Source organism: Alcaligenes sp. LTN-3 (assembly GCF_059735605.1).
In genome coordinates this window covers 281,640-305,258 of the sequence record NZ_JCAPDN010000002.1, presented here as the reverse complement: position 1 = coordinate 305,258, position 23,619 = coordinate 281,640, and the positions used below count along the sequence as shown (strand labels likewise).

Genomic DNA, 23,619 nt, shown 5'->3' with positions numbered 1-23,619 from the left:
GGCGATGGCTGCCTTGAACGATATCGCGCGTGACGGGTTGGTGACCTTCCTGCCGCACAGGCTGAACCGCCAGCCCGTGGTGGTGAGGGGCCTGACCGCCGACGAACTTTGGATCTGCGCCGGTCTGTCCGCGGTGGCGGGGTTCATCGCCGGCGTGCCGCTGGCTTGGGCCACGCACAGCGTCGCCATGGTGCCGACCCTGATCGTGGCCGGCGTGGCGGCTGGCGTGTTCGGTGGTGGCGGCTTCCTGCGCCGGCAGAAGCGCGGCCGCCCGGACATCTGGCTGTACCGGCAACTGCAGTGGCGCCTGGCGCTGCGCCATCCGCTGGCAGCGTCCTCGCTCGGTGGGCACCGTCTCATCACGCGGTCTGGGTACTGGACCACCCGGCGCTCACGCGGAGCAGCCGCCTCATGAGCCGTTTCAGGAATGAAGTCCATCACCTGCAGGCCCATGTGCGCACGCTGCGCCTGGGCGCCGGTGCGTTGTTCGTGGTGGCGCTGCTGCTCGGTTTCGGCTGGTGGAGTGCGCCGAGGCAACTGACGATCCACGTGCCCCCCGATCTGCGCTCGGGCAGCACCCGCGCCTGGTGGGATGTGCCGCCCGAGAATGTCTATGCGTTCGCCTTCTACGTCTGGCAGCAGGTACAACGTTGGCCGACGGATGGCGAACAGGACTACCCGCGCAACCTCCACGCGCTGTCGGCCTATTTCACACCGGCCTGCCAGGCCTTCCTGCGCCAGGACTACGAGCACCGGCGCAGCAGTGGCGAATTGCGCCAGCGGGTGCGTGGCATCTACGAGATTCCGGGGCGCGGCTTTGGCGACAACCCCACGATGCGGGTAAAGACGGTTTCCAGCCGCGACTGGATCGTCACGCTCGATGTCAGCGCGGACGAGTACTACGGCGCCGAGCAGGTCAAGCGGGCCCTGGTGCGCTATCCGCTGAAAGTGGTGCGGCTGGACGTCGATCCCCAGCACAACCCCTTCGGTCTTGCGCTGGACTGCTATGACGGCGCGCCGCAGCGGATCGAGGCACCGTCGCCGGCAGTGCCTCCGTCCGGCACGCCCGGCGGCGGCCTTTCGCAGGGAGGCAACCCATGAAACACCACGTCTTCACCATCGTGGCGAGCCTGGCCGTTGGCTTCGGCCTGGTGCCGGACAGCCATGCCATCGAGGTCCTGCGCTGGCAGCGGCTGCCGCTGGCCGTCCCGCTGGTCGTCGGCCAAGAGCGCGTGGTCTTCATCGATCGCAACGTGCGTGTCGGCCTGCCCCCGAGCCTGGGCGAGCGGCTGCGCGTGCAGAGCGCGGGTGGCGCCATCTACCTGCGCGCCAGCGAGGCCATCGGGCCGACGCGGCTGCAACTGCAGGACGTGGAATCCGGCGCCATCGTGCTGGTCGACATCGCAGCCACGGACGCCGGGGAAGGCGAGCAGCCGCTGGAGCCTGTACGCATCGTCCTGCAGGAGGCCGTCGCGGAGGCCAGCGGTGACACTGCCGCCGGTCCAACCCAGGCAGCGCAACCCGCGAGGCGTCGGCAAACGCCGATAACCGTTGTCCTGACGCGCTACGCGGCGCAGAACCTTTACGCACCGCTGCGCACCGTCGAGCCCGTGGCCGGCATCGGGCGCGTGCCGCTGCGGCGCCCGCTCGCGCTGGACACACTGCTGCCAACGCTGCCGCTGAAGGCGCGGGCGCTGGCGGCCTGGCGACTCGAAGACCAGTGGGTCACCGCGGTGCGCCTGACCAACACCTCGCCTCACCGTATCGATCTCGATCCAAGGGTGCTGCAAGGCGACTTCGTGGCCGCGACCTTCCAGCATCCGGACCTGGGGCCGGCGGGCGCTTCGACCGACACCACGGTGGTCTATCTGGTCACGCGCGGCCGTGGCCTGGCCGAGTCCCTGATGCCGGTGCTCAGCCCCATCGATGCCGGCACGAACTTGCCGCCGGCCGCCGCTGCGGGGAGGACGTCCGATGAGGAGTAATCCCCTGTTGAAGTGGCTGCTGATTCCGATGGCATTGTTGCTGGTGTTCGTCGGTGCCAGGCTGTTCTCAGGCAGTGACGCTGCGCCTGGCAAGCAGGATGTTCCGGGGCAGCTCACTCCCGAAGAAATGAAGGCGCTCGGCATCGCGGGCGACACCCCGCGCGACACCGTCGCCACCCTGGTCGCGCAGGTCAAGCAGCTCCGCACCGAGCTGCAGACCGCGCTGAGCGACAACCGCCAGCACAAGGCCGAGAACGAGCGCCTGCGTACCCGCGAGGGTGCGATCGACCAGCGCATCCAGAACGCCCTCGACAGCGAACGCCGCCGCCTGGAACAGGAGCGCACCCAGGCCGCCAGCGACCGGCAGCAGACGCAAGGGCTGATGCAGGACTTGCAGCGCCGCCTGGACGGACTGTCCGGCAAGGGCGATGCCGCCGACCTGCCGATCGGCCTTGGACTGGACGGGCATGACGGCGGACCGCTCACGGATGGCGGCATGCGCTGGATCGAACCGGCTGACGCCCGGCCCGATCCCAAGGGCGGTTCGAGCAGCCTGCGCTTGCCCGCCTTTCCCTCCAGCTTCGGCCCGGCCTCGGCGGAGGCCGTCAGCGACAGCACGGCGCAGGCTGTTGGCGGCACCACCCAGGCGGTCTATACGGTGCCCACCAATGCCACGCTGATGGGCTCGGTCGCCATGACTGCACTGATCGGTCGCATTCCCATCGACGGCGCCGTCAACGACCCGTTTCCCTTCAAGGTGCTGATCGGGGCCGATAACCTGGCGGCCAACGGCATCGAGATTCCCGACGTGGCCGGTGCGGTGGTCAGCGGCACGGCCTCGGGCGACTGGACGCTCTCGTGCGTGCGTGGGCAGGTCCGTTCCATCACCTTCGTGTTCAGCGACGGCACCATCCGCACGGTGCCGGAGGACGACGGCAAGCGCAGTCGAAGCCAGAACAGCACCAGCCTGCTGGATGGCCTGGGCTGGATCAGCGATCCCTACGGCATCCCGTGCATCTCGGGCGAGCGGCGCAGCAATGCCCAGCAGTACCTGGGATCGCAGGCGTTGATCACCGCGGCCGGCGCGGGCGCCGCCTCGCTCATCAAGTCCGACAACGGCAGCGTGGCCGTGGTCGCTAACAACAACGGTTCGCTGGGCACGGTCGGCATCTCGGGCAACGAGGCCATGGGCCGCATCCTGGCCGGTGGCGTGCGCGACATGGCCGACTGGGTCAACAAGCTCTACGGCCAGGCCTTCGCGGCGGTCTACGTGCAGCCCGGCGCCAGGGTGGCCGTGCACCTGGAGCAGCCGATCGCCATCGACCACGACGCCAAGGGACGCCGGGTGAATCACCTCATGGGAGAAGCACATGCATCGGACCTGGATTGACCGCCCCCTTGTCCTCCTCGCCGCCGCCGTTCTCGCGGGTTGTGCCACCAGCTCGGAAAAGCTGCTACCTCGGGGCGAGCACACCATGCAGGACATCTGGGAGCACGAGACTGGCGGCTACAGCGGCGGCCAGGCCGGCCGCCTGCTGCTCGACGCACGCCAGGACCTGCGCCGTCCGCTGACCGACGCTGACACCCTCGCGGCGTCCGCCCGGAACGCGGCCTACACCCGCACAGCAGCGAACGAGATCCAGCGACAGTTCCATCGACTGCCGAACCCCGATCTGGTGATGTACGTCTTTCCGCACCTGGCCGGCACCGACCCAGTACCGGTGCCCGGCTACAGCACCGTCTTCCCGCTCTACCAGCGCGTGCAGTACGCGATGCCCGGCGAGCGGCTGGAGGACTACTGATGGGCTGGCGACTGCCGTGGCCGCGTCGTCCGGCCCCCAGGCCAGTCCAGGCCGACATCGAGCCGGACGCCTGGACGCGGCATGTCGACCGCCTCGCTGCGCACGGCATCGACGCACCTGGCGCCGCCCTTGGGTCGAATCATCGGCGACCCGCGACGCGGGCCGACCACGCGGCGCTCTATGACGTGGCGCCGTCTTTCGCCGACCTGCTGCCCTGGGTCGAGTACCTGCCGGCCACGAAGAGCATGCTGCTCGAAGATGGCCAATCGGTGGCGGCGTTCTTCGAGTTGCAGCCGATCGGTACCGAAGGGCGCGAGACCGCCTGGCTGTGGCAGGCCCGCGATGCCTTGGAGAATGCGCTGCAGGACTCCTTCGACGAACTGGACGAGAACCCGTGGGTGGTGCAGCTCTACGCGCAGGACGAAGCCGATTGGGACCACTACCTGCGCACGCTGGAGGCGTACCTGCATCCACGCGCGCAGGGCAGCGCGTTCAGCGAGTTCTATCTGCGCTTCTTCGGGCAGCACCTGCGCGCGATCGCGAAGCCGGGCGGCCTGTTCGAGGACACCACGGTCACTCGCCTGCCGTGGCGCGGCCAGACCCGGCGCGTGCGCATGGTGGTTTATCGGCGCACCCCGGACGCAGCATCGGCCCGGCGGGGGCAATCGCCCGAGCAGGCCCTGGCGACGATTTGCGACCGCCTGGTCGGCGGCCTGGCGAATGCCGGCGTCAAGGCCCGGCGCCTTGGCGCGGCGGACATTCACGACTGGCTGCTGCGCTGGTTCAACCCGAATCCCGGCGCGCTGGGCAGCACGGCCGAAGACCGGGAACGCTTCTACGCGCTCGCCCGCTACCCGGAGGAACGGGAAGAAGGTGAGATCGAACTGGCCAGCGGCGACTTCGCACAACGCCTGTTCTTCGGTCAGCCGCGCTCGGATGTCGCCCGCGGCCTGTGGTTCTTCGACGGCATGCCGCACCGGGCTATCGTCATGGACCGCCTGCGCTCGCCGCCCGCGACCGGACACGTGACCGGCGAGACGCGCAAGGGCGGCGATGCGATGAACGCGCTGTTCGACCAGATGCCTGAGGACACGGTGATGTGCCTGACTCTGGTCGCCACGCCGCAGGATGTGCTGGAGGCGCACCTCAACCACCTGGCCCGCAAGGCGGTTGGCGAGACGCTCGCCAGCGAACAGGCGCGCCAAGACGTGCAGCAGGCCCGCGGCCTCATCGGCAGCGCGCACAAGCTGTACCGGGGCACGCTGGCGTTCTACCTGCGCGGCCGCGACATGGCGCAGCTCGACGCCCGCAGCCTGCAACTGGTCAATGTCATGCTTAATGCGGGCTTGCAACCGGTGCGCGAAGAGGACGAGGTGGCACCGCTCAACACCTACCTGCGCTGGCTGCCCTGTCTGTTCGACCCGGCGGCGGACAAGCGGCAGTGGTACACGCAACTGATGTTCGCGCAGCACGCGGCCAATCTGGCGCCAGTGTGGGGGCGCAGCCAGGGCACCGGCCATCCGGGCATCACCTTCTTCAACCGGGGCGGCGGCACGATCACCTTCGATCCACTGAACCGGCTCGACCGGCAGCTGAACGCCCACCTGTTCCTCTTCGGCCCAACCGGCTCCGGCAAGAGCGCCACGCTGAACAACATCCTCAACCAGGTCACGGCGATCTACCGGCCCAGGCTGTTCATTGTCGAGGCCGGCAACAGCTTTGGCCTGTTCGGTGACTTCGCCGCTCGGCTGGGCCTGAGCGTGCATCGCGTGAAGCTGGCACCCGGCGCGGGCGTGAGCCTGGCGCCATTCGCCGATGCCTGGCGCCTGGTCGATACACCGGGCCAGGTGCAGACGCTGGATGCCGACGCTCTGGACGAGGACGGCGACACCCATCCGGCCGACGACGGGGATGACCAGCGCGACGTGCTCGGCGAACTCGAAATCACCGCCCGGCTGATGATCACCGGCGGCGAGGACAAGGAGGAAGCGCGCATGACGCGCGCCGACCGCAGCCTGATTCGCCAGTGCATCCTGGACGCCGCCCAGCGCTGCGTGGAACAGGCGCGCACGGTGCTGACCCGCGACGTGCGCGACGCGCTGCGCGAACGCGCCCGCGACGCCAACCTGCCGGATGCCCGGCGCGCGCGGCTGCTGGAGATGGCCGATGCGATGGACATGCTCTGCCAGGGCGCGGACGGCGAGATGTTCGACCGTCCGGGCACGCCCTGGCCCGAGGCGGACATCACCATCGTGGATCTGGCCACTTTCGCGCGCGAGGGCTACAACGCGCAGCTCTCCATCGCCTACATCTCGCTGATCAACACGGTGAACAACATCGCCGAGCGCGATCAGTTCCTGGGCCGGCCGATCATCAACGTCACCGACGAGGGCCACATCATCACCAAGAATCCGCTGCTCGCGCCCTATGTGGTCAAGATCACCAAGATGTGGCGCAAGCTCGGTGCGTGGTACTGGCTGGCGACGCAGAACATCGACGACCTGCCCAAGGCCGCCGAGCCCATGCTCAACATGATCGAGTGGTGGATCTGCCTGTCGATGCCGCCCGACGAGGTGGAGAAGATCGCCCGGTTCCGCGAACTGTCGCCCGCGCAGAAGGCGCTGATGCTGTCCGCGCGCAAGGAGGCGGGCAAGTTCAGCGAGGGCGTCATCCTGTCCAAGTCGATGGAAGTGCTGTTCCGCGCCGTGCCGCCCAGCCTCTATCTGGCCCTTGCGCAGACCGAGCCGGAAGAGAAGGCCGAGCGCTACCAACTCATGCGCCAGTACGGCATCGACGAACTGGATGCCGCCTTCAAGGTGGCCGAAAAGATCGACCAGGCGCGTGGCATCGCATCGCCGCCGCTGTCCCTGCCGAAATGACCGGAGCGCGTCATGTCCTCGAAGCAAACCACCTTGCCGAGCCGATCCCAGGCCATTCGCAAGCGCGCTGGGCGCCTGCCACGGCTGCCCTGGGTGGTCGCCGGCATCCTTGTAGTCGGCCTGCTGGGCTGGCTCCTGTACCGCACGCCCGGTGCGCCGGCACCACGCACGGGGCCTGAGGCCCCGCAGGCGCATCCGGCCGGCCCACCCTGGCGCCACGGCCCAGCCGATGCGCGCTTCACGCTGACGCTGTACGCCGACCTGGAATGTCCGTTCTGTAAGGCCTACTACCCGACCCTGATGGCCTGGATCGATGCCCATCCCGAAGCCAGCCTGCGGTGGCATCACCTGCCGCTGGCGATGCACGATCCCGAGGCGAGTCGGCTGGCCCGCGTGGCCGAGTGCGCAGGCGAAGCGCAAGGCCACGAGGCCTTCTTCGGTGCCATCGCCTGGCTCTACCAAAACACCCGGGGCGATGGCCAGGGGCTGCCCACCGATCAGGCCTGGCCAGGTCTGACGACCGCCATGCGGGCCTGCCTGGACAGCGATCGCCCCGCAGCCATCGTTCGCGCGCAGGCCGACGAGGCTGTGCGTAGCGACATCAACGCCACGCCCACCGTGCGGCTTGACGACGGCCTGACGGGGAAATCGCTGCTGCTGCACGGTCCGGTCGAGGGCGATGCGCTGCTGTCGGCTCTGGACTTGGTCGCGTCAGAAGAAACTGTTGGACCCAAGGCATCCGAATCACCGAAAAGCGATGCCACTCTGACCGAGAGTCGAGCGAGATAGCATGATTGTCAAGGCGGCAACACTTCCCGCCCTGCCGGTTCATTCGCTGTTCTGCGGCTCGATAGCTGCGGCAATTCTTGCCAGTAGCTCGGAGCGGTCGAAATACACTTCGTTGCGGCGAATCTTGCCCGCATGGTCCAGTTGCACCAGGCATACGCCGACCACGGTCAACACCTCGCCGCCGACCGGGATGTCCGCGCGCCATTTGTTGAGGAAGCCATCCTGCATGGGGATGCCCTCGACCTGCGTCCAGACCCACGCCGGATTGCGTGCCAACAGGCGCTCGAAATAGCCCAGCAACGCGGGCTTTCCCCGCAGCCCTTGGGGTACGGCAGGGTCGAGATAGAAGGCATCCTCGGAATAGAAGGCAGCCAGCCGCTGGGGATCGTTGCCGGTCCAGGCAGGCAGCCACGCCTGCGCAAAGCGCCGCGCTTGCCCCACATCGAGGGCGTTCATCGTGATGTATCGGGCCGGCCCGAGACGCGCGTCATCGGTGCGCCGCCTTGCGGGTACCGCTGTCGATGGCCTTGAGCAGCGCTGCACCAAGCACCGACTTGAGCACGCCGCCGATGACGAAGGGGGCCACGCCCACGGCGATGGCTTTCTGCACGCCAACCATCGCGGCCAGCCAGGCGCCGCCGAGCAGCAGGCACAGGGCATTGCCGATCAGCATCGCCGCGAAGGCCAGCACGACGCGCTCGCCTTGCCAGCCGCGTTCGACCAGCCAGCCGGTCAGCGCGCCGGCCACGGGAAAGGCCAGCAGGTAGCCACCCGTCGGTCCCAGGAAGCGCGCCAGACCTCCCGTGCCGCCGGCGAACACCGGCAAGCCGAGCGCGCCCTGGGCCAGCCAGACGAGGATCGTCAGGCCACCCAGGCGCCAGCCGTACAGTGCGCCGACCAGCGTAACGGCCAGCGTCTGCATGGTCATTGGCACCGGCACCATGGGCACGCTGACGTGGGACGACGCGGTGAGCACGAGGGTGCCGAACAGCACCGCCAGCACCTTGGTCGCGTTGGACTGTCCACGCAGCCAGCGGGTTGTGTCGAGGGGCCCGAGGGTTTGGGTCGAGGTTGGGGTCATGGGTTCTCCTTCATGAATGGCGGAACTGGCCGCCGAGCGCATCCTTGCGCGGACACCGGAAACGTCATCGATCCTGCTTGCCCTGCAGGCAGATCAGGGTCTGCTGGCCGAGCGCCACCTGGGCTCGTCCCTGTTCGGTGACGCCGAAGACTTCGAGCTGGCAGATGGTCAGGGTGCGTCCGGAGCGCACCACCGTACCGACCGCTTCAAGGTAGTCGCCCTGCGCGGGGGCGAGCAGGTTGATCTTGAACTCGACGGTCAGCACGGAGCTGTCCGGTGGAAACAGCGTGAAGCCCGCGTAGCCGCCGGCCGAGTCGGCGATGGCGCTGGTGCCCCCGGCATGGAAGTAGCCATGCTGCTGGGTGAGGGTTTCGCGGAACGGTAACCGGATGCTAACCCGTCCGCGCGCAACCTCGTGCAGTTCGGCGCCCAGGTGGTGCATCAGGCCCTGGCGGGCGAAGCTGTCGCGGACGATTCGCTCGACCTGGGGATCGAGCGGCAAGGAGGGAGCGGTTTGGTTCATGGCTCTAAGGTTCCTTTGCAGTGGAGAGGGGGTTGAATAGAGGTGGCCGCTTCTCCAGGAATGCCCGCATGCCTTCCTCTCGATCGGACAGCGAAAGGGTGCGGTGGAAGGCGGCCCGCTCGCGGCGCAGTCCTTCGTCCATGGGCAGGCTGGCGCTGGCACGCGCGGCCTGCTTGATCAGGACCAGCACCTCGCCCGACAGCGACGCCATGTCGGCGGCGAGCCGGCGGCCCTCTTCGAGCAGGTGATCGGGGGGCACGATGCGCGAGACCAGCCCGCTGCGTTCGGCCTCGCGGGCGTCCATGCGACGCCCGGTCAGCAGCAGGTCCAGCGCCTTGGCCATGCCGAGCAGGCGCGGCAGGCGCTGCGTGCCGCCCGCGCCGGGCATGGTGCCGACGCGAACCTCCGGGTGGCCGAACACGGCGTTCTCGGCCGCCAGCACGATATCGCACATCTCGACCAGTTCGCAGCCGCCGCCGAGCGCGAAGCCCTGCACCAGCGCCACCACGGGCTTGGGGAACGTGCCCAGCGGCGCGCAGCAACCGGCGAAGTCAGTAGCCCGCGCCTGCTCCGCGCTGATGCCCAGCATTTCCTTGAGATCGGCACCGGCCGCGAAGTGTTCGCCTTCGGCGCGCAGCAGGACCACCCGCACGGCGGCGTCGGCCGCCAGCCTGTCGAGGTGCGCGGCCATCGCATCGGTCAGTGAGCGGCACAGGGCGTTGCGGGCTGCCGGCCGGTCGATGACCAACTCGGCATAGCCGTCTGGGTGCGACGCGCATCGAATGAAATCGGAAGACATGGGTTCTCCTGCGAGGAACCGCCCGAAGTGCCGGGCCGTCATCGATTCGGCAGCGCCGGGCAGTACCCGAGAAGTCTGCTGCGCGATGACGCTTGCGGCCAAACGCGAATATCTCAGGTGGGACTGAAAATTTCTCGCTGGAGCAGTCGCCGACATCTTTGAAGAATGCCGGCCAACACATCGACAACGGAGGCGATTCCATGAAGGTTGTCCGTGGCCGGGAGGTCACCACCAGCAGACCCTGGGGTGCTGTCTCCATTGCCGAACTGTCCGGCCTATCCGTGAAGATTCACTGGACCGACCAGGCCTATCGCTGGCACATCAACGACGGCGAGGAGGTTTTCGTGGTCCTGGACGGCACGGTGGACATGCACCATCGAGTCGATGGGCGGGAGCAGGTGATTGAGCTGGGCGTCGGCGATGTCTTCTTCGCGGAAACGGGATGCGAGCACCGCGCGGTTCCTCGTGGCGAGGCACGCCTCCTGGTCGTGGAAAGGGTGGGCAGTCCGTAGGTGGCGTCGGGCGCCCACAGAAATCTCAACGCCGGCTGAAAAAAACTCGCTGGAGCCAACGCCTTGCCCGTCCCAGAATCGATTCGCGAACGGGCCTCGTCTTTCCCTCAACGCTCAGGTACTCCCCGTCCCAGCGAATTCCCATGGAACACACTGCCTTCGTGGCGCTGATCGTCTACGCCTTCGTCATGTCGATCACGCCCGGTCCCAACAACGTGATGCTGATGTCCTCGGGCCTGCTCTTCGGCCTGGGCCGAACCTGGCCGCACCTGCTGGGCATCCCCGCGGGCGTGATGGTGCAGCTCGGGATCACCGGCGCCGGCCTCGGTGCGGTGTTTGCCCTCGAACCTCGCCTGCAGGTCGCATTGAAGGTCGTGGGCAGCCTCTACCTGCTCTGGCTGGCCGCGCGCCTGTGGCGCGCGGCCGAACTGGAGGAGACCGAAGCCGGCCGGCCCATCGGCTTCATGCAGGCGTTGGCCTTCCAGTTCGTCAATCCGAAGGCCTGGCTGATCTCGGTGACAGTGGTGTCCACCTTCCTGCCGCCGGGCGAAGGCTACGCGCTGCGCCTGCTGGTGGTCAGCCTGGTGTTCGCCGCCATCGGACTGCCCTGCATGCTGGTCTGGGCCGCCTTCGGCGCTGGCCTGCGGCCCTGGCTGCGCGACCGCGCCGTTGCTCGCGCGATCAACCGTGCAATGGCGGCCCTGGCCGCCCTGACCGTTCTTCTCTTCTGGATCTGATGCCATGACGACACTCTCCCATGATCAACTCCGGGCCCATGCGCTGGCCTGGATCGACGACTGGAACCGGCGCGACGTGCCGGCGGTGCTGGCGGCCTATGCCGACGATGCTCTGTTCGTGAGCGCGCTGGCGCAGCCCTATACCGGTGGCACGCGGGTACAGGGCAAGGACGCGCTGCGCCGCTACTGGCTGGCCGCGCTCGCCGACAGGCCGGACCTGCGGTTCGAACTCATCTCGGCGATCTGCGATGTCGAGGCGCAGACCGTCGTCGTCCATTACGTGGCGCAGGCCGACGGCAAGCGCACGCGCATGTGCGAGATCATGCGCTTCGAGAGCGGGCGGCAGGTCCATGGCGAGGCCCTGCACGGCGTCCCTGCCGAGGAGGGCACGCCATGACGGCACTGCTGCGCGCCGTCCAGACCGACGACGGCAACCGCTATGACTGGGGCGGGGTCTGCCTGGGCTGGCGACTGCTGGAACTGCAACACATGCAGGTGCGGCAGGAGTGGATGCCCGCAGGCGGCGCCGAAGCACCCCACTGGCACGCCAGGGCGCACCAGTTCTTCTACGTGCTCAGTGGCCACCTGCGCCTGAGCACGCCCGACCAGGACGTGCTGCTGGCAGCCCGTCAAGGCGTGCATGTCCCGGCCGGCACTCGCCACATCGCCGCCAATGGTGGCGACGAGGACGTGAATTTTCTGGTGTTCTCCAGCCCCAGCACGCAGGGCGACCGCATCGAATCGACCTCGGCCGCCGAACCGGATCGCCATCGCGACTCGGAGCCTGCATCATGACCGTTTTCGCCATTGCCCAACTCACCATCCACGACCGGACCGCCTACGACCGCTACCAGGCGCGCTTCATGGAGGTGTTCCGACACCACCGGGGACGTCTGCTGGCCGCGGACGAGCAGCCTCGCACCATCGAAGGCACCTGGCCGCACCAGAAGCTCGTGCTCATGTCCTTTCCCGACGAAGCCGCCTTCCATGACTGGGCGGAATCGGACGAGTACCAACGCATTGCCCAGGATCGCATGGCCGGCGCGCAGGCCGTGGTGCTGCTGGTCCAGGGTCTCGCTGTGAATGACTGAGCCCATCGACATTCGCGCCGCCGACGGCTATGCACTGGGTGGATTCGCCTGGCGCCGCCCCTGCGATCCACGACGCCCGCATCCGGTCGCGGTCATCAACGCTGCCACCTCGGTGCGCTGCCGGTACTACGGGCGCTTTGCCGACTGGCTCCACAGCCACGGATGGGACGTGGTGACCTACGACTACCGCGGCATCGGCGAATCGCGACACCGTGGGCTGCGTCGGCTGCAGGCCGACTGGATCGACTGGGGGCAGCACGATTTCGAGGGTGTGCTGCAGTACCTCGCCTGGCGATTCCCCAGCCAGCCGATCGACGTGGTCGGCCACTCCGCTGGGGGCTTCGTGATCGGGCTGGCCGCGTCCGCACACCGCGTGCGGCGTATCTTCACCATGGGGGCGCAGTACGCCTACTGGCGCGACTATGCGCCCGCCGCGCGCCGCGCCATGTTCCTGCGCTGGCACGTGGCCATGCCGCTGCTGGCGCGGGTGCTTGGCTACGTGCCGGCCAAGCGCCTGGGATGGATGGAGGACACGCCCAAGGGCGTGGCGCTGGACTGGGCACGCATGGGTCCCCGCTTCGAGGGCACGGTGCGCCGAGGCCGGGAGACACTGGAAGGCGAGCCCGAAGCCGAAATGCTGGCACGGCGCTTCGGCCAGGTGCGCGCACCGATCCTGGCGCTGGGCATCGAGGACGATCCATTCGGCACGGTACCGGCGCTGGACCGCCTGCTGGATTACTACACCGGCAGCGAGCGCCATCACCTGCGCTTGGCTCCCGCGGCCATCGGGCAGGCCGAAATCGGCCATTTTGCCTTCTTCCACGAGCGCTTCCGCGAGGCGCTGTGGCCCCTGGCGCTGGACTGGTTGCGCACCGGCGAGCCACCGACCCGCCCCCTCGGCGCACTGAAGCATCGACCTGCGGACAATCCTCGGGCAGCGAGAGGTACGGCATGACTGTGGATGAGGCCCATTCACCACGACTGAAGCGGAAGCGCTGGCCGATCAAGATCACATCAGTAGCGATTCTGCGGCTTGACTGAACGTGATCGTGGGGTGCTCACTGGCATGCACCTGTCGCGATCATTCAATACAGGGGATGAAGCCTGGCCCAGAATCCATCTCTCCATCTAACTTGGAGAGCTGAGATGATTTTCAGATACACGATTCTCTACGTCGAAGACGTAGCCGCCTCGCTGGCCTTTTACGAACGTGCTTTTGCCATGGAGAGGGGTTTTCTGCACGAGTCGGGGGACTATGGTGAACTTGTCACGGGGGCAACCAAGCTGGCTTTTTCTTCCGTCAAATTAATGCGAACTCTGGGCAAGACACCCGGCAAGCCCGCACCCGAAACCCCGGTATTCGAGATCGCCTTTGAAACGGAAGACGTATATGCGGCCTATACGCGTGCCTTAGCCGCAGGCGCACAACCTGTGCAGGAGGTTAGAAGTGAACCTTGGGGGCAGACGACGTGTTACGTCACCGATATCGACGGTTATCTGGTGGAGATTTGTTCGCCCGCCCAGTTGCCCAGCCCGGGTTGACGCAGGCGCTCAAGGACGTCGGCTTGCCTGCGCAACTGCGCCGGAGAATGGCCGAACCAGCGGACAAGTTCGCGGGTCATGTGGGCTTGGTCGCTGAAGCCACATATGCTGGCTATTTCGGCAAGAGGTTCACCTGACGAAAGCAGTCCGGTTGCCCGGCGCGCTCGTCCCAAGAGCCGCCAGTAGTCCGGCGGTGGGAGTCTTCTGCCCAGAAAGACTCTTTGCATCGTTCGGATGGAAATGCCAATGCTGCGGCAGGCGGCGCCAACCGTTGCACCCGGAAAACTGAGCGCCAGGATGGCCTCGTCCAGATGCGTCCAGGCTTCGCACTGCTCGTCGAGAATTTCCCCGATTCGATCATGGTCTGCGGCAATCGCCTGCATGGCAGGCGCGCTCACGCCCGCGCCCGGGCGCAACCTATAGCCTGTGATCGTGGTGCCGGGAAGCAGATCGACCAGCCGAGGCCGAACATCAAACCCGGTTGACATGATCTGAACCAAGCCATCCGCATGGCGGATGCACAGTACGTCTTGGCATCCGTCGGGCAGCACCAGATAGCGCTTGGCCCTGTTCACCGGGTAAACCCAGCGGTGGAAGCTGGCAATGTCTTGCATGTCGGGAAATTCACTCCAGGAACCGCCGAATGATCCGATATTCATGGTTTGCCGGATTGATTGGCATGATGGCCTTTGAGCCACTCGATGACATCGTCGGCATTCCGGTCCGGCGGGAACACCGGATAGAACACATGCTCGATCACGCCATCGTGCGCAATCAGGGTCAGCCGCTTGAGCAGCGTCAGGCCTTGCACCTCGAAGACCGGCAGACCGAGCGCGGTTGCGAATGAAAGGCGATGGTCGGACAGCAAGGGAAAAGGCAGGTGCAGGCGCGCCACCGCCTCGCATTGGTACGCGGTGTCCTGCGTGGACACGCCGAGCAACTGGGCGACGCCCAAGGACTTCAGTTCGGCGAAATGATCCCTGAAGGCACAGGATTGCGGGGTGCAGCCCCGTGCTCCTGGAATCTCGTCCCAGCCTGGAGGCAGTGCGACATCCGGCCGGCCCGTCATCGGGAAGAGATAAAGCACCGTGCGTCCGCGCAGGCGCGAAGGATCGATACGGCCACCATCCGTCGATGCCAGTTCAAGCGTGGGCAGGCGCATGCCCTTCAGGTGGCGAGCCCCTCCATCATCCTCCGGCTGCGGAAGACGCGACCAATCGACCTGTTGCAGGTTGTTCATGGCTTTACCACCGCTCGTTACCGGCCAGCCAAAGCACGTAGCTCTTCCAGCCGGCGGGTTCGGCGAAGCGCGTGTAGGCCCGGATGGCATCGGGGTTGTCTTCGGGGACCAGCCAGCGCAGATGAATCCAGGCGCGTGATCGCCCGGTATCGGCGATGGCCGTGATGAGCCGCTGCGCGAGTCGTTTCCCGCGCGCGGCGGGCAGGACGTACAGGTCGTCGAGCTGGCCCGACCGCCCTCCGGAGATCGCCTCGGGCAGATCGAAGAACACTGCGAAGGCGACGAGTTCGTCGCCGAGAAAGCCACCCAGCACTTCCGCGATCGGATCGGCGATCAAGGCATCGGCACGGGCCAGTGCATTCGCCCCGGCGCCTTGCCCGTGGCGCATCTCGTCGCCATAGGCGGCCAGCAGGGAGGCAAGCGCAACGGCGTCATGGGCAACGAGCCGTCGAAGCGTCACATCGTCATCCGGCGGTGCTTTCTGGTCTTTCGGATATGCGGTATTCATACGTGTCTATGCTGTCCGCGCTTCTGGGTTCCGAGTTCCGCTTTCCGACTGACATTGCTCGCGCAGCCAGCCGCGCAGGTTATCCAGCCGTCGATCCTCGGATAGCGCCTCGGGATAGACGAGCCAAAAGCCGACACCCGCGCTCACGGGGTGGTCGAAGACCGAGGCCAGGCGTCCGAGCCGGACGGCACTCTCGGCCAGTTCGCAGACGGCGATCGACACGCCAGCCCCATCGGCGGCCGCCTGCATCGTCAGGCCGCCCGAATCCACGCGGGTCACGACAGCCGGCTCGAACGGCCCGCCGGGCAGGCTGTCCATCCAGCGCTGCCAAGTGAGGCAATGCCGCGAAACGAACAGGTTGGCGCGCGCGACCTGCTTGAGGCGTTCCCGGCGCGAGCCGGTGGCAAAGCCCGGGCGCGCGTACAGATCGATGGTGGCCTCGAACAACAGGTCGGCCTGCAGGCCGGCCCACTGGCCGTCGCCATACCAGATGCCGGCATCGGCCACGCCGGCGGCCAGATCCACGTCGTCCTGCGTGGTGGAGATGTCCAGCGAGAAGCCGCGCCGCTCGAACGGATACAGGCTCAGGCGGGGCGACAGCCAGTTGGTCGCGAAGGTCGGCAGCATGTTCACGCGCAGGGGCCCGTCGCGCCGCTCCTCGCGCAAGCTGCTCACGCCCTCGGCGATCAGGGCGAAACCCTCGTTGAGGCTAGGTGCCAGCCGGCGGCCGGCGCTGGTCAATTCCAGCCGCGTACCGATGCGGCGCAGCAGTTCGACGCCGAGCATGTCCTCCAGCGTGCGCAACTGGTGGCTGACCGCCGAGGGGGTGACCGCCAGTTCCAGGGCCGCGTCCTTGATCGAGAGATGGCGCGCCGCAGCCTCGAAGGCGCGCAAGGCATTCAACGGGACAGGGATGCGCATGGGGGATTCACCCTCCTGGAAGTCATTGGTCGTTCATGGACTCATTAAACCGGAAATCGTCGTCTCCACGCTCGCCGACACGAGGACCAAAACTCAGCATCGTCTGAGATTTGCTCACTCGTGCCGACGGCGAACCGGCCGCACACTGACGCCATCGACAACCTGTACAGCGGTGCGCACCATGCTCAATTCCCTTGACGATCGCGATGGCCTGATCTGGCTCGATGGCGAGCTGCTGCCCTGGCGCGAGGCGCGCCTGCACGTGCTCACGCATGCGCTGCATATGGGCGGGGCCGTCTTCGAGGGCATGCGCGCCTATGGCGGTCATGTCTTCCTCAATGCGCCTCACCTGGAACGCTTCCAGCAGTCCGCCGCGCTGCTGGACTACCACCTGCCGTGGTCGCAAGGCGAACTGACACAGGCCATCGAGGCGGTGCTGTGGGCCAACCAGCTCGACGACGCCTACATCCGCCCGGTGGCCTGGCGCGGCGCGGAGAGTGTTTCCATCGCTTCGCCGCGCGCCCGCATCCACGTGGCGATCGCGGCCTGGGACTGGCCCACGGCGGCGTCCCAGGGCCGCGCCGAGGAAGGCATCCGGCTGCAGCTGGCGAGTTGGCGGCGTCCCCGTCCTGACACCGCACCCACCGCGGCCAAGTGCTCGGGGCTGTACATGATCGGTACCCTTGCGCGCCATGCCGCCGCAGCGGCGGGCTGCGACGACGCACTGCTGCTCGACAGCGAAGGCCGGGTCGCCGAGACCACGGCAACCAACCTGTTGATGGTCCATGACGGGGTGCTGGTGACCCCATTGCCGACCTGCTTCCTCGACGGCATCACCAAGCGGCACGTGATGGGACTGGCGCGCCAGCGCGGGCTGCGGGTCGAGGAGCGGACCGTGACGCTGGACGAACTGCGCGCCGCCTCCGAGGTATTCACCGCCGGCACCTCGGTCGAACTGCAGCCGGTGGTGGCGCTGGTCGAGGACGCGGCGACCACCGAATGGCCCGTGGGGCCGGTGACGCGACAACTGATCCGGGACTTTCGCGCGTCCGTGACCGAGGCGAGCCAGGTCGGCCGGACGCTGCGGGAACGGGAGACCGGCTTGTTGGAACGGCGCCCGTGGCCCGCTCGCGTCGCCTCCGCCTTGCAGGCGCCGTAGCGCGCCATGGACCGGTACGCAGACGGACCCGCGAGAGGACAGGCACGATGCCATGCAGACTGGCTTCATACACGCCCCAGACAGTCGCGCAGTTGCGCGGCAAAACGCACCGCGTCCCCGGGTTCGAGCGTCGAGACCGTGACTCGCAGCGCGGGGGCCGCGGGCGCGATCGCGAAGGCATCGCCGGTTCGCACGGCCCAGCCGCAGCGTGCGAGGCTTTGCGCGGTGCGGTGAACGTCACGGTCTTCCGGCAACGGAATCCACACATTGAACCCGTCGCAGGGCTGCCTGGCGGCGATGCCCACGGCGCCGAGCGCATCGATCAGGGCCTTGCGACGCGCGGCGTAGGCGGTCTTGGCCGCATGCAGGCGCGCCGTGGCCGCGTCGGATCCGAGCAGGCCGCGCACGGCCGCCTGCAGCAGGTGGCTGACCCAGGTCGTGCCGGGAGCCAGTCGCATGCCGAGCCTTGCGGCGGTCCCCGCATCGGTAGCGATGAAGGCCAGCCGCAGATCCGGGCCGAAGCCCTTGGACACGGAGCGCACCAGCGCCCGCCGCGTGGTGGCCGCGGGCGCGATGGAGAAGTACGGCGTCTCGGCCAGCAAGGCGAAGTGGTCGTCCTCGATCACCAGCACGTGCGGATGGCGGGCGAGCACGCGGCGCAGTTCGCGGGCGCGCTGCTCGCTCAGGCCGCAGCCGGTGGGGTTTTGCGCCCTTGGTGTGCACAGCACCGCCTGGGCGCCATTGGCCAGCGCCGCTTCCAGCGCCTGCGGGCGCATGCCGTGCGCATCCATGGCCACGGGCACCGCTGCCAGGCCCGTGCTGTGCAGGATGTTGAGGCTGCCGAGGAAGCACGGGTCCTCCACCGCCACCTTGTCGCCGGCGACGAGGTAGGCAGCCAACAGACGCTCGATCGCATCGACCGCACCATGCGCCAGCACCAGACCGTCACGCTCCCGGAGATCCACTCCGAACCACTGCCGCGCCAGCCGTTCGAGTGCTGGGTCGAGTACAGGCTGGCCATACAGCGCGGGCCGGTAGCCGCTGGCTGCCAGCGCCTGCAATGGATCGGGCAGCCAGGCCGGGTCCGGATTGCCGCTGGCCAGATCCGCCAGCGCCGAGCCGGGCTGCAGGCCCTCCTGCTCACCGAGACGCGCCGCTGGCCGGATCACCGTTCCGTTGCGCCCCAGCGTCTCGGCAATGCCTGCGGCCACCAGCTTCCGGTACGCAGCGGCGACCGTGTTGCGGTTGACGCCCAGTTGATCGGCCATCTCGCGCACGGACGGCAGTGTCTGGCCCGCGGCAAGCTGGCCCGCATGTGCCTCGCGGCGAATGCGCTCAAAGATGTCCGATGCGGTCTTTTCTGCCATTCCCGTTTGTCCCGTGACAATGTATATTTTGTCCTATGACAATGTTAGCAGCACGGAGAACCCCTTGTCCATGAACGCGCAGACGCATCCCTGGCCCACCGCACACAGCGTCGAGGACTTTCGGCGCAATCTGGCGGCGGTGCATCGGCGCATCGCCGATGCCTGCTCCCGCGCGGGACGCGATCCGTCCGATGTGCGCCTGCTGCCGGTCAGCAAGACCGTGCCGGAGGAGCGCATCCGTCTGGCTTACGCCGCCGGCTGCCGCGACCTGGGTGAGAACAAGGTGCAGGAGGCGCAGCGCAAGGCCGAAGCGATGGTGGATCTCGCCGACCTGCGCTGGTCGGTCATCGGCCACCTGCAGACCAACAAGGCCAAGGTCGTGGCACGCTTCGCCAGCGAGTTCCAGGCCCTGGACAGCCTGCGTGTGGCGGAGGCGCTGGACCGTCGCCTGCAAGCCGAAGGGCGCGCACTGGATGTGTTCGTGCAGGTCAACACCTCGGGCGAGGCCAGCAAGTTCGGCTTGCCGCCTTCCGAGGTGGCCGGCTTCGTCCGGGCGCTGCCGGGCTTCTCCGCCCTGCGCGTGCGAGGCCTGATGACACTGGCGCTGCTGTCGGCCGATCCGGCGCGGGTCCGTCCCTGCTTCGTGCTGTTGCGCGAACTGCGTGATCGGCTGCGCCAGGAGGCGCCGGCGGGCATCGGCATGGACGAACTGTCGATGGGGATGTCCGGCGACTTCGAGCTGGCCATTGAGGAAGGCGCCACCGTCGTGCGCGTCGGCCAGGCCATCTTTGGCGCTCGCGCGACGCCGGACAGCCATTACTGGCCCGACGACGACCGGGCTGCGACATCGACCGCATCGGAGCAGACCGCATGAAGACCGCCCTGGCCCTGCGCCACATCCATTTCGAAGACCTCGGCACGCTCGAACCGCTGCTGCGCGAGCGTGGATTCGACGTGCGCTACCTCGACCCCGCGACGGACGACCTGGCCGGTGAGGAGGCCGCGGCAAGCGATCTTCTCATTGCACTGGGTGGGCCGATCGGCGCCTTCGACGAGCGGGCCTATCCCTTTCTTGCCGACGAACTGCGTCTGCTCGAACGGCGCTTGGCCAGCGGCCGGCCGCTGCTCGGCATTTGTTTGGGCGCGCAATTGATCGCGCGCCTGCTCGGCGCCGCCGTCGCCCCCATGGGCTTCAAGGAGATCGGCTTCGGCGCGCTGACGCTGACGGATGCGGGCCGCCGCTCGGTGCTGGCACCGCTGGCCGGCGTGCCGGTGCTGCATTGGCACGGCGACCGCTTCGAGCTGCCTGAGGGCAGTGAACTGCTGGCGAGCACCGAAAGCTGCGTGCAGCAGGCCTACGCGGTCGGCAACCGGGTGCTGGGTCTGCAGTTCCACCTGGAAGCCGATGCCAGCCGAATCGAACGCTGGCTGGTCGGCCATTGCTGCGAGCTGGGCCAGGCCGGCGTCGATCCGCGCACGCTGCGCGCGGATGCCGAGCGGCATGGGGCAACGCTGAAGGCTGCGGCCCACCGCACGATCGGCGCGTGGCTGGACCGGCAGCAGGACACGGGGGGGGCGTCCTGAATGACGGTGACCCAACCTGTGCCCATCGATGTCATCAGCATCCAGTCCCAGGTGGTCTACGGGCGGGTCGGCAACAACGCGGCGATTCCCGCGTTGGAAGCCTGCGGGCTGCTTACGACCGCGGTGCCGACCGCGCTGCTCAGCAACACCCCGCACTATCCCTCGGTCCATGGCGGTGCGGTGCCCGACGCGTGGTTCGCTGGCTGGTTGGATGACCTGGAGGCGCGCGGCATCCCCGCGTGCGCTCGCGTTGTGCAGGTCGGCTTCCTCGGCGCGCCGTCGCAGGCACGGATCCTCGCATCCTGGTGGTCGACGATGCGCGAGCGCCACCCGCAACTGCGCCTGCACCTGGTTCCGGTCATTGGCGACTACGACCAAGGCGTGTATGCGGCGGCTGGCATGGCCGAGGCCTGGCGCACGCTGCTGATTCCAGAAGCCCACGGCCTCGTCCCCAATCGGTTCGAGCTGGAACAGGTCACCGGCAGAACGCTGCAGGGTCTGGCGGATTGCCGCGAGGCTGCCCGTGCGCTGTTGCGCGGCCCCACCCAATGGGTGGTGGTGACCAGTGTCCAGGATGATCCTAAAAGCGCCGTCGTCCAGACGCTGCTGGAGACGCGAGAGGGGGTATCGCGCCTCTTCGAGCATCCCCGCGTGCCCTGCGTGGTGAAAGGGGCCGGCGACTACTTCGCCGCGCGCCTGACCGGCCATTGCCTGCTTGGCATAGAGATGCCTCAGGCCGTCGAGCGCGCCTGCGGCGAAACCGCCGAGCAACTGACCCGCACCCGGCGCCTGGGCTGGGAGGAAATGGCCATCCACGCTATGGCCGGGAGCGTCCGGCCATGAATGCCTACCGCCTCGTGATTTCCCGGCATAGCCGGCTGCTGGGTCAGTTCGACAGCGAAACGCCCTGGGCGGGCGACGCGATCCGCGACCTGCTACAGCGACTTCCCGAATGCGATGGCTATCGCACCGAACTGTTCGTCGCGCGCGAAGAGCGCCGATTGCTCGAAAGCGGTCCTGGCGGCCTGAAGGTCCTCGGCCGCGAGCTCTTGTTCCAACCCTTGCCGATCACGGCGCTGCTGTCTGGCACGGCGCCCGAGGAGCCGCTCGCGTGAATCAAGCTCCCGGCCTCATGTACGCGTAGGTGGCGCGATGGAGCTGCGACACCTGCGCTGTTTCGTGGCAGTGGCCGAGGAACTGCACTTCACGCGTGCGGCGGTGCGGCTCCATATCGAGCAGTCTCCGCTGTCGCGCACCATCCGGGAGCTGGAGTCTGACCTCGGCGCCACGCTGTTCGAGCGCAATCGGCGCGGCACCCAGCTCACCTGGGCGGGCCAGGTCCTGCTGGAAGATGCCCGCCGCGTGTTCGCGGTGCTGGAACAGGCACGAACCAACGTCCGGGCCGCCGCCACGGGCTATCGCGGCATGCTGCGCCTCGCGCTGTCGGACGGTATCGCGCAGACACGCCTCGCGGCACTCCTGGCCCTGTGCCGGGAGGAGGAGCCCGATGTGGAAATCCGCCTGTTCGAGACGCCGCTCGCATCGCAAGTGCGCGGGTTGCGCGACGACACTTTCGATGCCGGGTTTGCGCAGTCTGACGAGGCTGGAGAGGGCATCCTGTGCGAGGCGGTCTGGTCCGATCCCATCCTGGTGGCCATTCCGACGCGCCATCCTTTGCTGGCCTTCAGGCAGGTCCCTCTGGATGAACTGCTGCGCTATCCCCTGATCAAGTGCCACCCGGAAACCTGCGAGGGTGCGTACCGGCAGATCAAACGGCTGCTCCGGACGGCCGCCATCCAGCCCCGGATCGCAGAGCGGGTCGCGACACTGGAATTGATGCTGACGCTGGTGGCCGCGGGCTACGGACTGGGTTTCGCCACGGCGGCGCAGATTTCGGTCTGCCGTCATCCCGAGGTCATTGCGCGGCCCCTGTCGGACCCGTCGGCATGCATGACCACCTACTTGTTGCGGCCGGACAGTGAGCCCTCGGAACCGCTGCAGCACTTCATCGAACGCGCCATGCTCTCGCGCGACGACAGTCCCGCCGTCGATCCGATCTAGCCCTGGGCAACCGCGTTCCTCGCAGCGCAGACCTTCGTCGGGGACGCCGCGCAGGTGCCATGGCAAGCCATGGGCGACCGAGCGGCTGAACGTGCCGCCGCGTCTACAGATGCAGGGTGCCGCTGGCGACGGTCACGGCCTGGCCACCGACGCGCACCGTCAATTCGTCGCCGTTTCGGGTCCATTCGACGTGGATCAGGCCATCGCGTCCCATCTCGATGCCTTGCTCCGCAAGGTAGCCACCCTGGAGAGCCGATGCGTGCCGGTGCCTTGCCAGGAATGCCGCGACACACCCGTTTCCAGACCCGCAGACGGGGTCCTCGGCCACGCCTTCGCCTGGCGCAAACGTGCGCAGGCGCAAGCGTACCGGCGCGTCGGCCTCGTGCTCGGCAAAGACGGTCACGCCGACGGCACCCGATGCGCGGCAGCGTTCGGCGATGCGAGGCAGGTTGGGACGCAGCGACGCCAGGGCGGCGACGCTGCGCAGCTCGGCGATCAGCCACGGGATGCCGGTGGAGACGACTTCTACCGGCATCGCGGCCAGCATGTTCGCATCGCAGCCCAGCAGGGCCGACATTTCCCCAGGACCGATGGCCGTGTTGCGGAACTGCGGGCTGGCCTGGGTCATCCAGTAGATCGGCGAGCCCTCGGTCGGAACGACTTCGACAGGCACGATGCCGATGCCGCAGGCCTGCCGCAGCAGACTTGCATCGACCAGATCGCCACGGTGCGCACGCACCGCGCTCGCAGTGGCGATGGTGGGGTGCCCCGCGAACGGCAGCTCGCTGGAGGGCGTGAAGATGCGCACCCGATAGTCGGTGTCGGGCGATTCCGGGGCCAGCACGAAGACCGTCTCGGACAGGTTCATCTCGCGCGCGATCCGCTGCATGGTCCGCGCATCGAGGTCGTCGGCATCGAACACGACGGCAGCCGGGTTGCCCCTGAGCGGCTGGCTCGTGAACACATCGACTTGCAGGAAGGATTTGTTCATCGCTTCTCCAGGTTCGGTCGCACCGCCTGTGCTCGGTTGCGTGCGCGT

Annotated in this window: 30 protein-coding genes; 20 read left to right on the top strand and 10 right to left on the bottom strand. The window is 67.7% G+C overall.

Annotated elements, in window-relative coordinates; translation table 11 throughout:
* Positions 1-4: 4 nt before the first annotated feature.
* From AC6I6N_RS09710 to AC6I6N_RS09680, 7 genes are read left to right on the top strand one after another with little or no spacing between them, the layout of a single operon-like run.
* Positions 5-415 carry a TIGR03750 family conjugal transfer protein gene (locus AC6I6N_RS09710; RefSeq protein WP_124086392.1) on the top strand — a complete coding sequence of 137 codons (411 nt, stop codon included), beginning with the start codon at positions 5-7 and terminating at the stop codon, positions 413-415.
* Entirely contained in the window at positions 412-1,101 is a 690-nt protein-coding gene (locus tag AC6I6N_RS09705; RefSeq protein ID WP_032958271.1) for a PFL_4703 family integrating conjugative element protein, read from the top strand. The genes AC6I6N_RS09710 and AC6I6N_RS09705 overlap by 4 nt, the downstream gene beginning before the upstream one ends.
* Positions 1,098-1,985 carry a TIGR03749 family integrating conjugative element protein gene (locus AC6I6N_RS09700; protein ID WP_279870438.1) on the top strand — a complete coding sequence of 296 codons (888 nt, stop codon included), beginning with the start codon at positions 1,098-1,100 and terminating at the stop codon, positions 1,983-1,985. Before AC6I6N_RS09705 ends, AC6I6N_RS09700 begins: the two co-directional genes overlap by 4 nt.
* Positions 1,975-3,375, top strand: coding sequence for a TIGR03752 family integrating conjugative element protein (locus tag AC6I6N_RS09695; RefSeq protein WP_279870437.1), 1,401 nt, complete (start codon positions 1,975-1,977; stop codon positions 3,373-3,375). The genes AC6I6N_RS09700 and AC6I6N_RS09695 overlap by 11 nt, the downstream gene beginning before the upstream one ends.
* Positions 3,356-3,787: a TIGR03751 family conjugal transfer lipoprotein gene (locus AC6I6N_RS09690; RefSeq protein ID WP_043223459.1), complete on the top strand. Its 432-nt coding sequence runs from the start codon at positions 3,356-3,358 to the stop codon at positions 3,785-3,787. Before AC6I6N_RS09695 ends, AC6I6N_RS09690 begins: the two co-directional genes overlap by 20 nt.
* Positions 3,787-6,666 (top strand): conjugative transfer ATPase, encoded by a 2,880-nt coding sequence (locus tag AC6I6N_RS09685; RefSeq protein WP_497943468.1) that lies wholly within the window; start codon positions 3,787-3,789, stop codon positions 6,664-6,666. Before AC6I6N_RS09690 ends, AC6I6N_RS09685 begins: the two co-directional genes overlap by 1 nt.
* Before the next feature lie 12 nt (positions 6,667-6,678).
* Positions 6,679-7,455 (top strand): DsbA family protein, encoded by a 777-nt coding sequence (locus AC6I6N_RS09680; protein WP_279870435.1) that lies wholly within the window; start codon positions 6,679-6,681, stop codon positions 7,453-7,455.
* Positions 7,456-7,494: 39 nt separating this feature from the next.
* Here the strand turns inward: AC6I6N_RS09680 and AC6I6N_RS09675 are convergent, their stop codons facing one another.
* The 4 genes from AC6I6N_RS09675 to AC6I6N_RS09660 form a co-directional block, all read right to left on the bottom strand.
* A complete protein-coding gene (locus AC6I6N_RS09675; protein ID WP_279870434.1) occupies positions 7,495-7,911 on the bottom strand; it encodes a nuclear transport factor 2 family protein in 417 nt (138 codons plus the stop codon).
* Between the two features lie 31 nt (positions 7,912-7,942).
* On the bottom strand, positions 7,943-8,536 hold the full coding sequence (locus tag AC6I6N_RS09670) for a biotin transporter BioY (RefSeq protein ID WP_114861715.1): 594 nt from the start codon (positions 8,534-8,536) through the stop codon (positions 7,943-7,945).
* Positions 8,537-8,600: 64 nt separating this feature from the next.
* Positions 8,601-9,059 carry a PaaI family thioesterase gene (locus tag AC6I6N_RS09665; RefSeq protein ID WP_279870433.1) on the bottom strand — a complete coding sequence of 153 codons (459 nt, stop codon included), beginning with the start codon at positions 9,057-9,059 and terminating at the stop codon, positions 8,601-8,603.
* 4 nt (positions 9,060-9,063) lie between these two features.
* Entirely contained in the window at positions 9,064-9,858 is a 795-nt protein-coding gene (locus AC6I6N_RS09660; RefSeq protein WP_279870432.1) for an enoyl-CoA hydratase/isomerase family protein, read from the bottom strand.
* A gap of 200 nt (positions 9,859-10,058) precedes the next feature.
* Here AC6I6N_RS09660 and AC6I6N_RS09655 point away from each other — a divergent pair, with 200 nt between their 5' ends.
* From AC6I6N_RS09655 to AC6I6N_RS09625, 7 genes are all read left to right on the top strand, one after another.
* Complete coding sequence (locus AC6I6N_RS09655) at positions 10,059-10,370, top strand: cupin domain-containing protein (protein WP_279870431.1); 312 nt, start codon at positions 10,059-10,061, stop codon at positions 10,368-10,370.
* A 143-nt stretch (positions 10,371-10,513) separates the two neighbouring features.
* On the top strand, positions 10,514-11,107 hold the full coding sequence (locus AC6I6N_RS09650; protein ID WP_320524247.1) for a LysE family translocator: 594 nt from the start codon (positions 10,514-10,516) through the stop codon (positions 11,105-11,107).
* A gap of 4 nt (positions 11,108-11,111) precedes the next feature.
* Positions 11,112-11,504, top strand: coding sequence for a nuclear transport factor 2 family protein (locus AC6I6N_RS09645; RefSeq protein WP_279870828.1), 393 nt, complete (start codon positions 11,112-11,114; stop codon positions 11,502-11,504).
* Positions 11,501-11,902, top strand: coding sequence for a cupin domain-containing protein (locus AC6I6N_RS09640; RefSeq protein WP_279870829.1), 402 nt, complete (start codon positions 11,501-11,503; stop codon positions 11,900-11,902). Before AC6I6N_RS09645 ends, AC6I6N_RS09640 begins: the two co-directional genes overlap by 4 nt.
* Positions 11,899-12,198, top strand: a complete 300-nt coding sequence (locus tag AC6I6N_RS09635; protein WP_024889585.1) for a DUF1330 domain-containing protein — start codon at positions 11,899-11,901, stop codon at positions 12,196-12,198. The genes AC6I6N_RS09640 and AC6I6N_RS09635 overlap by 4 nt, the downstream gene beginning before the upstream one ends.
* Positions 12,191-13,153: an alpha/beta hydrolase family protein gene (locus AC6I6N_RS09630; RefSeq protein ID WP_279870830.1), complete on the top strand. Its 963-nt coding sequence runs from the start codon at positions 12,191-12,193 to the stop codon at positions 13,151-13,153. The genes AC6I6N_RS09635 and AC6I6N_RS09630 overlap by 8 nt, the downstream gene beginning before the upstream one ends.
* 191 nt (positions 13,154-13,344) lie before the next feature.
* Positions 13,345-13,740, top strand: a complete 396-nt coding sequence (locus AC6I6N_RS09625) for a VOC family protein (RefSeq protein ID WP_279870831.1) — start codon at positions 13,345-13,347, stop codon at positions 13,738-13,740.
* Here AC6I6N_RS09625 and AC6I6N_RS09620 read toward each other — a convergent pair.
* The 4 genes from AC6I6N_RS09620 to AC6I6N_RS09605 are packed head-to-tail and all read right to left on the bottom strand — an operon-like array spanning position 13,692 to position 16,409.
* The gene (locus tag AC6I6N_RS09620; protein WP_279870832.1) at positions 13,692-14,399 is read right to left on the bottom strand and encodes an AraC family transcriptional regulator; all 708 of its coding nucleotides are present in this window, start codon (positions 14,397-14,399) and stop codon (positions 13,692-13,694) included. The genes AC6I6N_RS09625 and AC6I6N_RS09620 overlap by 49 nt on opposite strands.
* On the bottom strand, positions 14,396-14,980 hold the full coding sequence (locus tag AC6I6N_RS09615; RefSeq protein WP_279870833.1) for a peroxiredoxin: 585 nt from the start codon (positions 14,978-14,980) through the stop codon (positions 14,396-14,398). The genes AC6I6N_RS09620 and AC6I6N_RS09615 overlap by 4 nt, the downstream gene beginning before the upstream one ends.
* A 4-nt stretch (positions 14,981-14,984) precedes the next feature.
* The gene (locus tag AC6I6N_RS09610; RefSeq protein WP_279870834.1) at positions 14,985-15,488 is read right to left on the bottom strand and encodes a GNAT family N-acetyltransferase; all 504 of its coding nucleotides are present in this window, start codon (positions 15,486-15,488) and stop codon (positions 14,985-14,987) included.
* Between the two features lie 6 nt (positions 15,489-15,494).
* Positions 15,495-16,409 (bottom strand): LysR substrate-binding domain-containing protein, encoded by a 915-nt coding sequence (locus AC6I6N_RS09605; protein WP_029578117.1) that lies wholly within the window; start codon positions 16,407-16,409, stop codon positions 15,495-15,497.
* A gap of 181 nt (positions 16,410-16,590) precedes the next feature.
* Between AC6I6N_RS09605 and ilvE the strand changes: the two genes are divergently transcribed.
* Positions 16,591-17,568, top strand: coding sequence for a branched-chain-amino-acid transaminase (ilvE, locus tag AC6I6N_RS09600; RefSeq protein WP_009463302.1), 978 nt, complete (start codon positions 16,591-16,593; stop codon positions 17,566-17,568).
* 65 nt (positions 17,569-17,633) lie between these two features.
* Here ilvE and ptsJ read toward each other — a convergent pair whose 3' ends face one another.
* Positions 17,634-18,935, bottom strand: coding sequence for a MocR-like B6 salvage transcription factor PtsJ (gene ptsJ / locus AC6I6N_RS09595; protein WP_497943467.1), 1,302 nt, complete (start codon positions 18,933-18,935; stop codon positions 17,634-17,636).
* A 70-nt stretch (positions 18,936-19,005) separates the two neighbouring features.
* On the opposite strand from ptsJ, the gene AC6I6N_RS09590 reads away from it, so the two are divergent.
* Genes AC6I6N_RS09590 through AC6I6N_RS09570 form a run of 5 tightly spaced genes read left to right on the top strand, consistent with a single transcriptional unit; the run spans position 19,006 to position 22,580 of the window.
* Entirely contained in the window at positions 19,006-19,809 is an 804-nt protein-coding gene (locus AC6I6N_RS09590; RefSeq protein WP_052151667.1) for a YggS family pyridoxal phosphate-dependent enzyme, read from the top strand.
* Positions 19,806-20,519, top strand: a complete 714-nt coding sequence (locus tag AC6I6N_RS09585) for a glutamine amidotransferase (RefSeq protein WP_124086416.1) — start codon at positions 19,806-19,808, stop codon at positions 20,517-20,519. The genes AC6I6N_RS09590 and AC6I6N_RS09585 overlap by 4 nt, the downstream gene beginning before the upstream one ends.
* Entirely contained in the window at positions 20,520-21,362 is an 843-nt protein-coding gene (locus tag AC6I6N_RS09580; protein ID WP_497943466.1) for a PfkB family carbohydrate kinase, read from the top strand.
* Complete coding sequence (locus AC6I6N_RS09575) at positions 21,359-21,634, top strand: hypothetical protein (RefSeq protein ID WP_024889575.1); 276 nt, start codon at positions 21,359-21,361, stop codon at positions 21,632-21,634. Before AC6I6N_RS09580 ends, AC6I6N_RS09575 begins: the two co-directional genes overlap by 4 nt.
* 37 nt (positions 21,635-21,671) lie before the next feature.
* Positions 21,672-22,580, top strand: a complete 909-nt coding sequence (locus tag AC6I6N_RS09570) for a LysR family transcriptional regulator (RefSeq protein WP_029578113.1) — start codon at positions 21,672-21,674, stop codon at positions 22,578-22,580.
* A 103-nt stretch (positions 22,581-22,683) separates the two neighbouring features.
* Here AC6I6N_RS09570 and AC6I6N_RS09565 read toward each other — a convergent pair whose 3' ends face one another.
* Positions 22,684-23,571: a PhzF family phenazine biosynthesis protein gene (locus AC6I6N_RS09565; RefSeq protein WP_134552533.1), complete on the bottom strand. Its 888-nt coding sequence runs from the start codon at positions 23,569-23,571 to the stop codon at positions 22,684-22,686.
* Positions 23,572-23,619 lie beyond the last annotated feature (48 nt).

Coding starts and splice junctions, on each gene's coding strand:
- AC6I6N_RS09710 (WP_124086392.1), top strand. CDS start 5: ATGGCTGCCTTGAACGATATCGCGCGTGACGGGTTGGTGACCTTCCTG.
- AC6I6N_RS09705 (WP_032958271.1), top strand. CDS start 412: ATGAGCCGTTTCAGGAATGAAGTCCATCACCTGCAGGCCCATGTGCGC.
- AC6I6N_RS09700 (WP_279870438.1), top strand. CDS start 1,098: ATGAAACACCACGTCTTCACCATCGTGGCGAGCCTGGCCGTTGGCTTC.
- AC6I6N_RS09695 (WP_279870437.1), top strand. CDS start 1,975: ATGAGGAGTAATCCCCTGTTGAAGTGGCTGCTGATTCCGATGGCATTG.
- AC6I6N_RS09690 (WP_043223459.1), top strand. CDS start 3,356: ATGCATCGGACCTGGATTGACCGCCCCCTTGTCCTCCTCGCCGCCGCC.
- AC6I6N_RS09685 (WP_497943468.1), top strand. CDS start 3,787: ATGGGCTGGCGACTGCCGTGGCCGCGTCGTCCGGCCCCCAGGCCAGTC.
- AC6I6N_RS09680 (WP_279870435.1), top strand. CDS start 6,679: ATGTCCTCGAAGCAAACCACCTTGCCGAGCCGATCCCAGGCCATTCGC.
- AC6I6N_RS09675 (WP_279870434.1), bottom strand. CDS start 7,911: ATGAACGCCCTCGATGTGGGGCAAGCGCGGCGCTTTGCGCAGGCGTGG.
- AC6I6N_RS09670 (WP_114861715.1), bottom strand. CDS start 8,536: ATGACCCCAACCTCGACCCAAACCCTCGGGCCCCTCGACACAACCCGC.
- AC6I6N_RS09665 (WP_279870433.1), bottom strand. CDS start 9,059: ATGAACCAAACCGCTCCCTCCTTGCCGCTCGATCCCCAGGTCGAGCGA.
- AC6I6N_RS09660 (WP_279870432.1), bottom strand. CDS start 9,858: ATGTCTTCCGATTTCATTCGATGCGCGTCGCACCCAGACGGCTATGCC.
- AC6I6N_RS09655 (WP_279870431.1), top strand. CDS start 10,059: ATGAAGGTTGTCCGTGGCCGGGAGGTCACCACCAGCAGACCCTGGGGT.
- AC6I6N_RS09650 (WP_320524247.1), top strand. CDS start 10,514: ATGGAACACACTGCCTTCGTGGCGCTGATCGTCTACGCCTTCGTCATG.
- AC6I6N_RS09645 (WP_279870828.1), top strand. CDS start 11,112: ATGACGACACTCTCCCATGATCAACTCCGGGCCCATGCGCTGGCCTGG.
- AC6I6N_RS09640 (WP_279870829.1), top strand. CDS start 11,501: ATGACGGCACTGCTGCGCGCCGTCCAGACCGACGACGGCAACCGCTAT.
- AC6I6N_RS09635 (WP_024889585.1), top strand. CDS start 11,899: ATGACCGTTTTCGCCATTGCCCAACTCACCATCCACGACCGGACCGCC.
- AC6I6N_RS09630 (WP_279870830.1), top strand. CDS start 12,191: ATGACTGAGCCCATCGACATTCGCGCCGCCGACGGCTATGCACTGGGT.
- AC6I6N_RS09625 (WP_279870831.1), top strand. CDS start 13,345: ATGATTTTCAGATACACGATTCTCTACGTCGAAGACGTAGCCGCCTCG.
- AC6I6N_RS09620 (WP_279870832.1), bottom strand. CDS start 14,399: ATGAATATCGGATCATTCGGCGGTTCCTGGAGTGAATTTCCCGACATG.
- AC6I6N_RS09615 (WP_279870833.1), bottom strand. CDS start 14,980: ATGAACAACCTGCAACAGGTCGATTGGTCGCGTCTTCCGCAGCCGGAG.
- AC6I6N_RS09610 (WP_279870834.1), bottom strand. CDS start 15,488: ATGAATACCGCATATCCGAAAGACCAGAAAGCACCGCCGGATGACGAT.
- AC6I6N_RS09605 (WP_029578117.1), bottom strand. CDS start 16,409: ATGCGCATCCCTGTCCCGTTGAATGCCTTGCGCGCCTTCGAGGCTGCG.
- ilvE (WP_009463302.1), top strand. CDS start 16,591: ATGCTCAATTCCCTTGACGATCGCGATGGCCTGATCTGGCTCGATGGC.
- ptsJ (WP_497943467.1), bottom strand. CDS start 18,935: ATGGCAGAAAAGACCGCATCGGACATCTTTGAGCGCATTCGCCGCGAG.
- AC6I6N_RS09590 (WP_052151667.1), top strand. CDS start 19,006: ATGAACGCGCAGACGCATCCCTGGCCCACCGCACACAGCGTCGAGGAC.
- AC6I6N_RS09585 (WP_124086416.1), top strand. CDS start 19,806: ATGAAGACCGCCCTGGCCCTGCGCCACATCCATTTCGAAGACCTCGGC.
- AC6I6N_RS09580 (WP_497943466.1), top strand. CDS start 20,520: ATGACGGTGACCCAACCTGTGCCCATCGATGTCATCAGCATCCAGTCC.
- AC6I6N_RS09575 (WP_024889575.1), top strand. CDS start 21,359: ATGAATGCCTACCGCCTCGTGATTTCCCGGCATAGCCGGCTGCTGGGT.
- AC6I6N_RS09570 (WP_029578113.1), top strand. CDS start 21,672: ATGGAGCTGCGACACCTGCGCTGTTTCGTGGCAGTGGCCGAGGAACTG.
- AC6I6N_RS09565 (WP_134552533.1), bottom strand. CDS start 23,571: ATGAACAAATCCTTCCTGCAAGTCGATGTGTTCACGAGCCAGCCGCTC.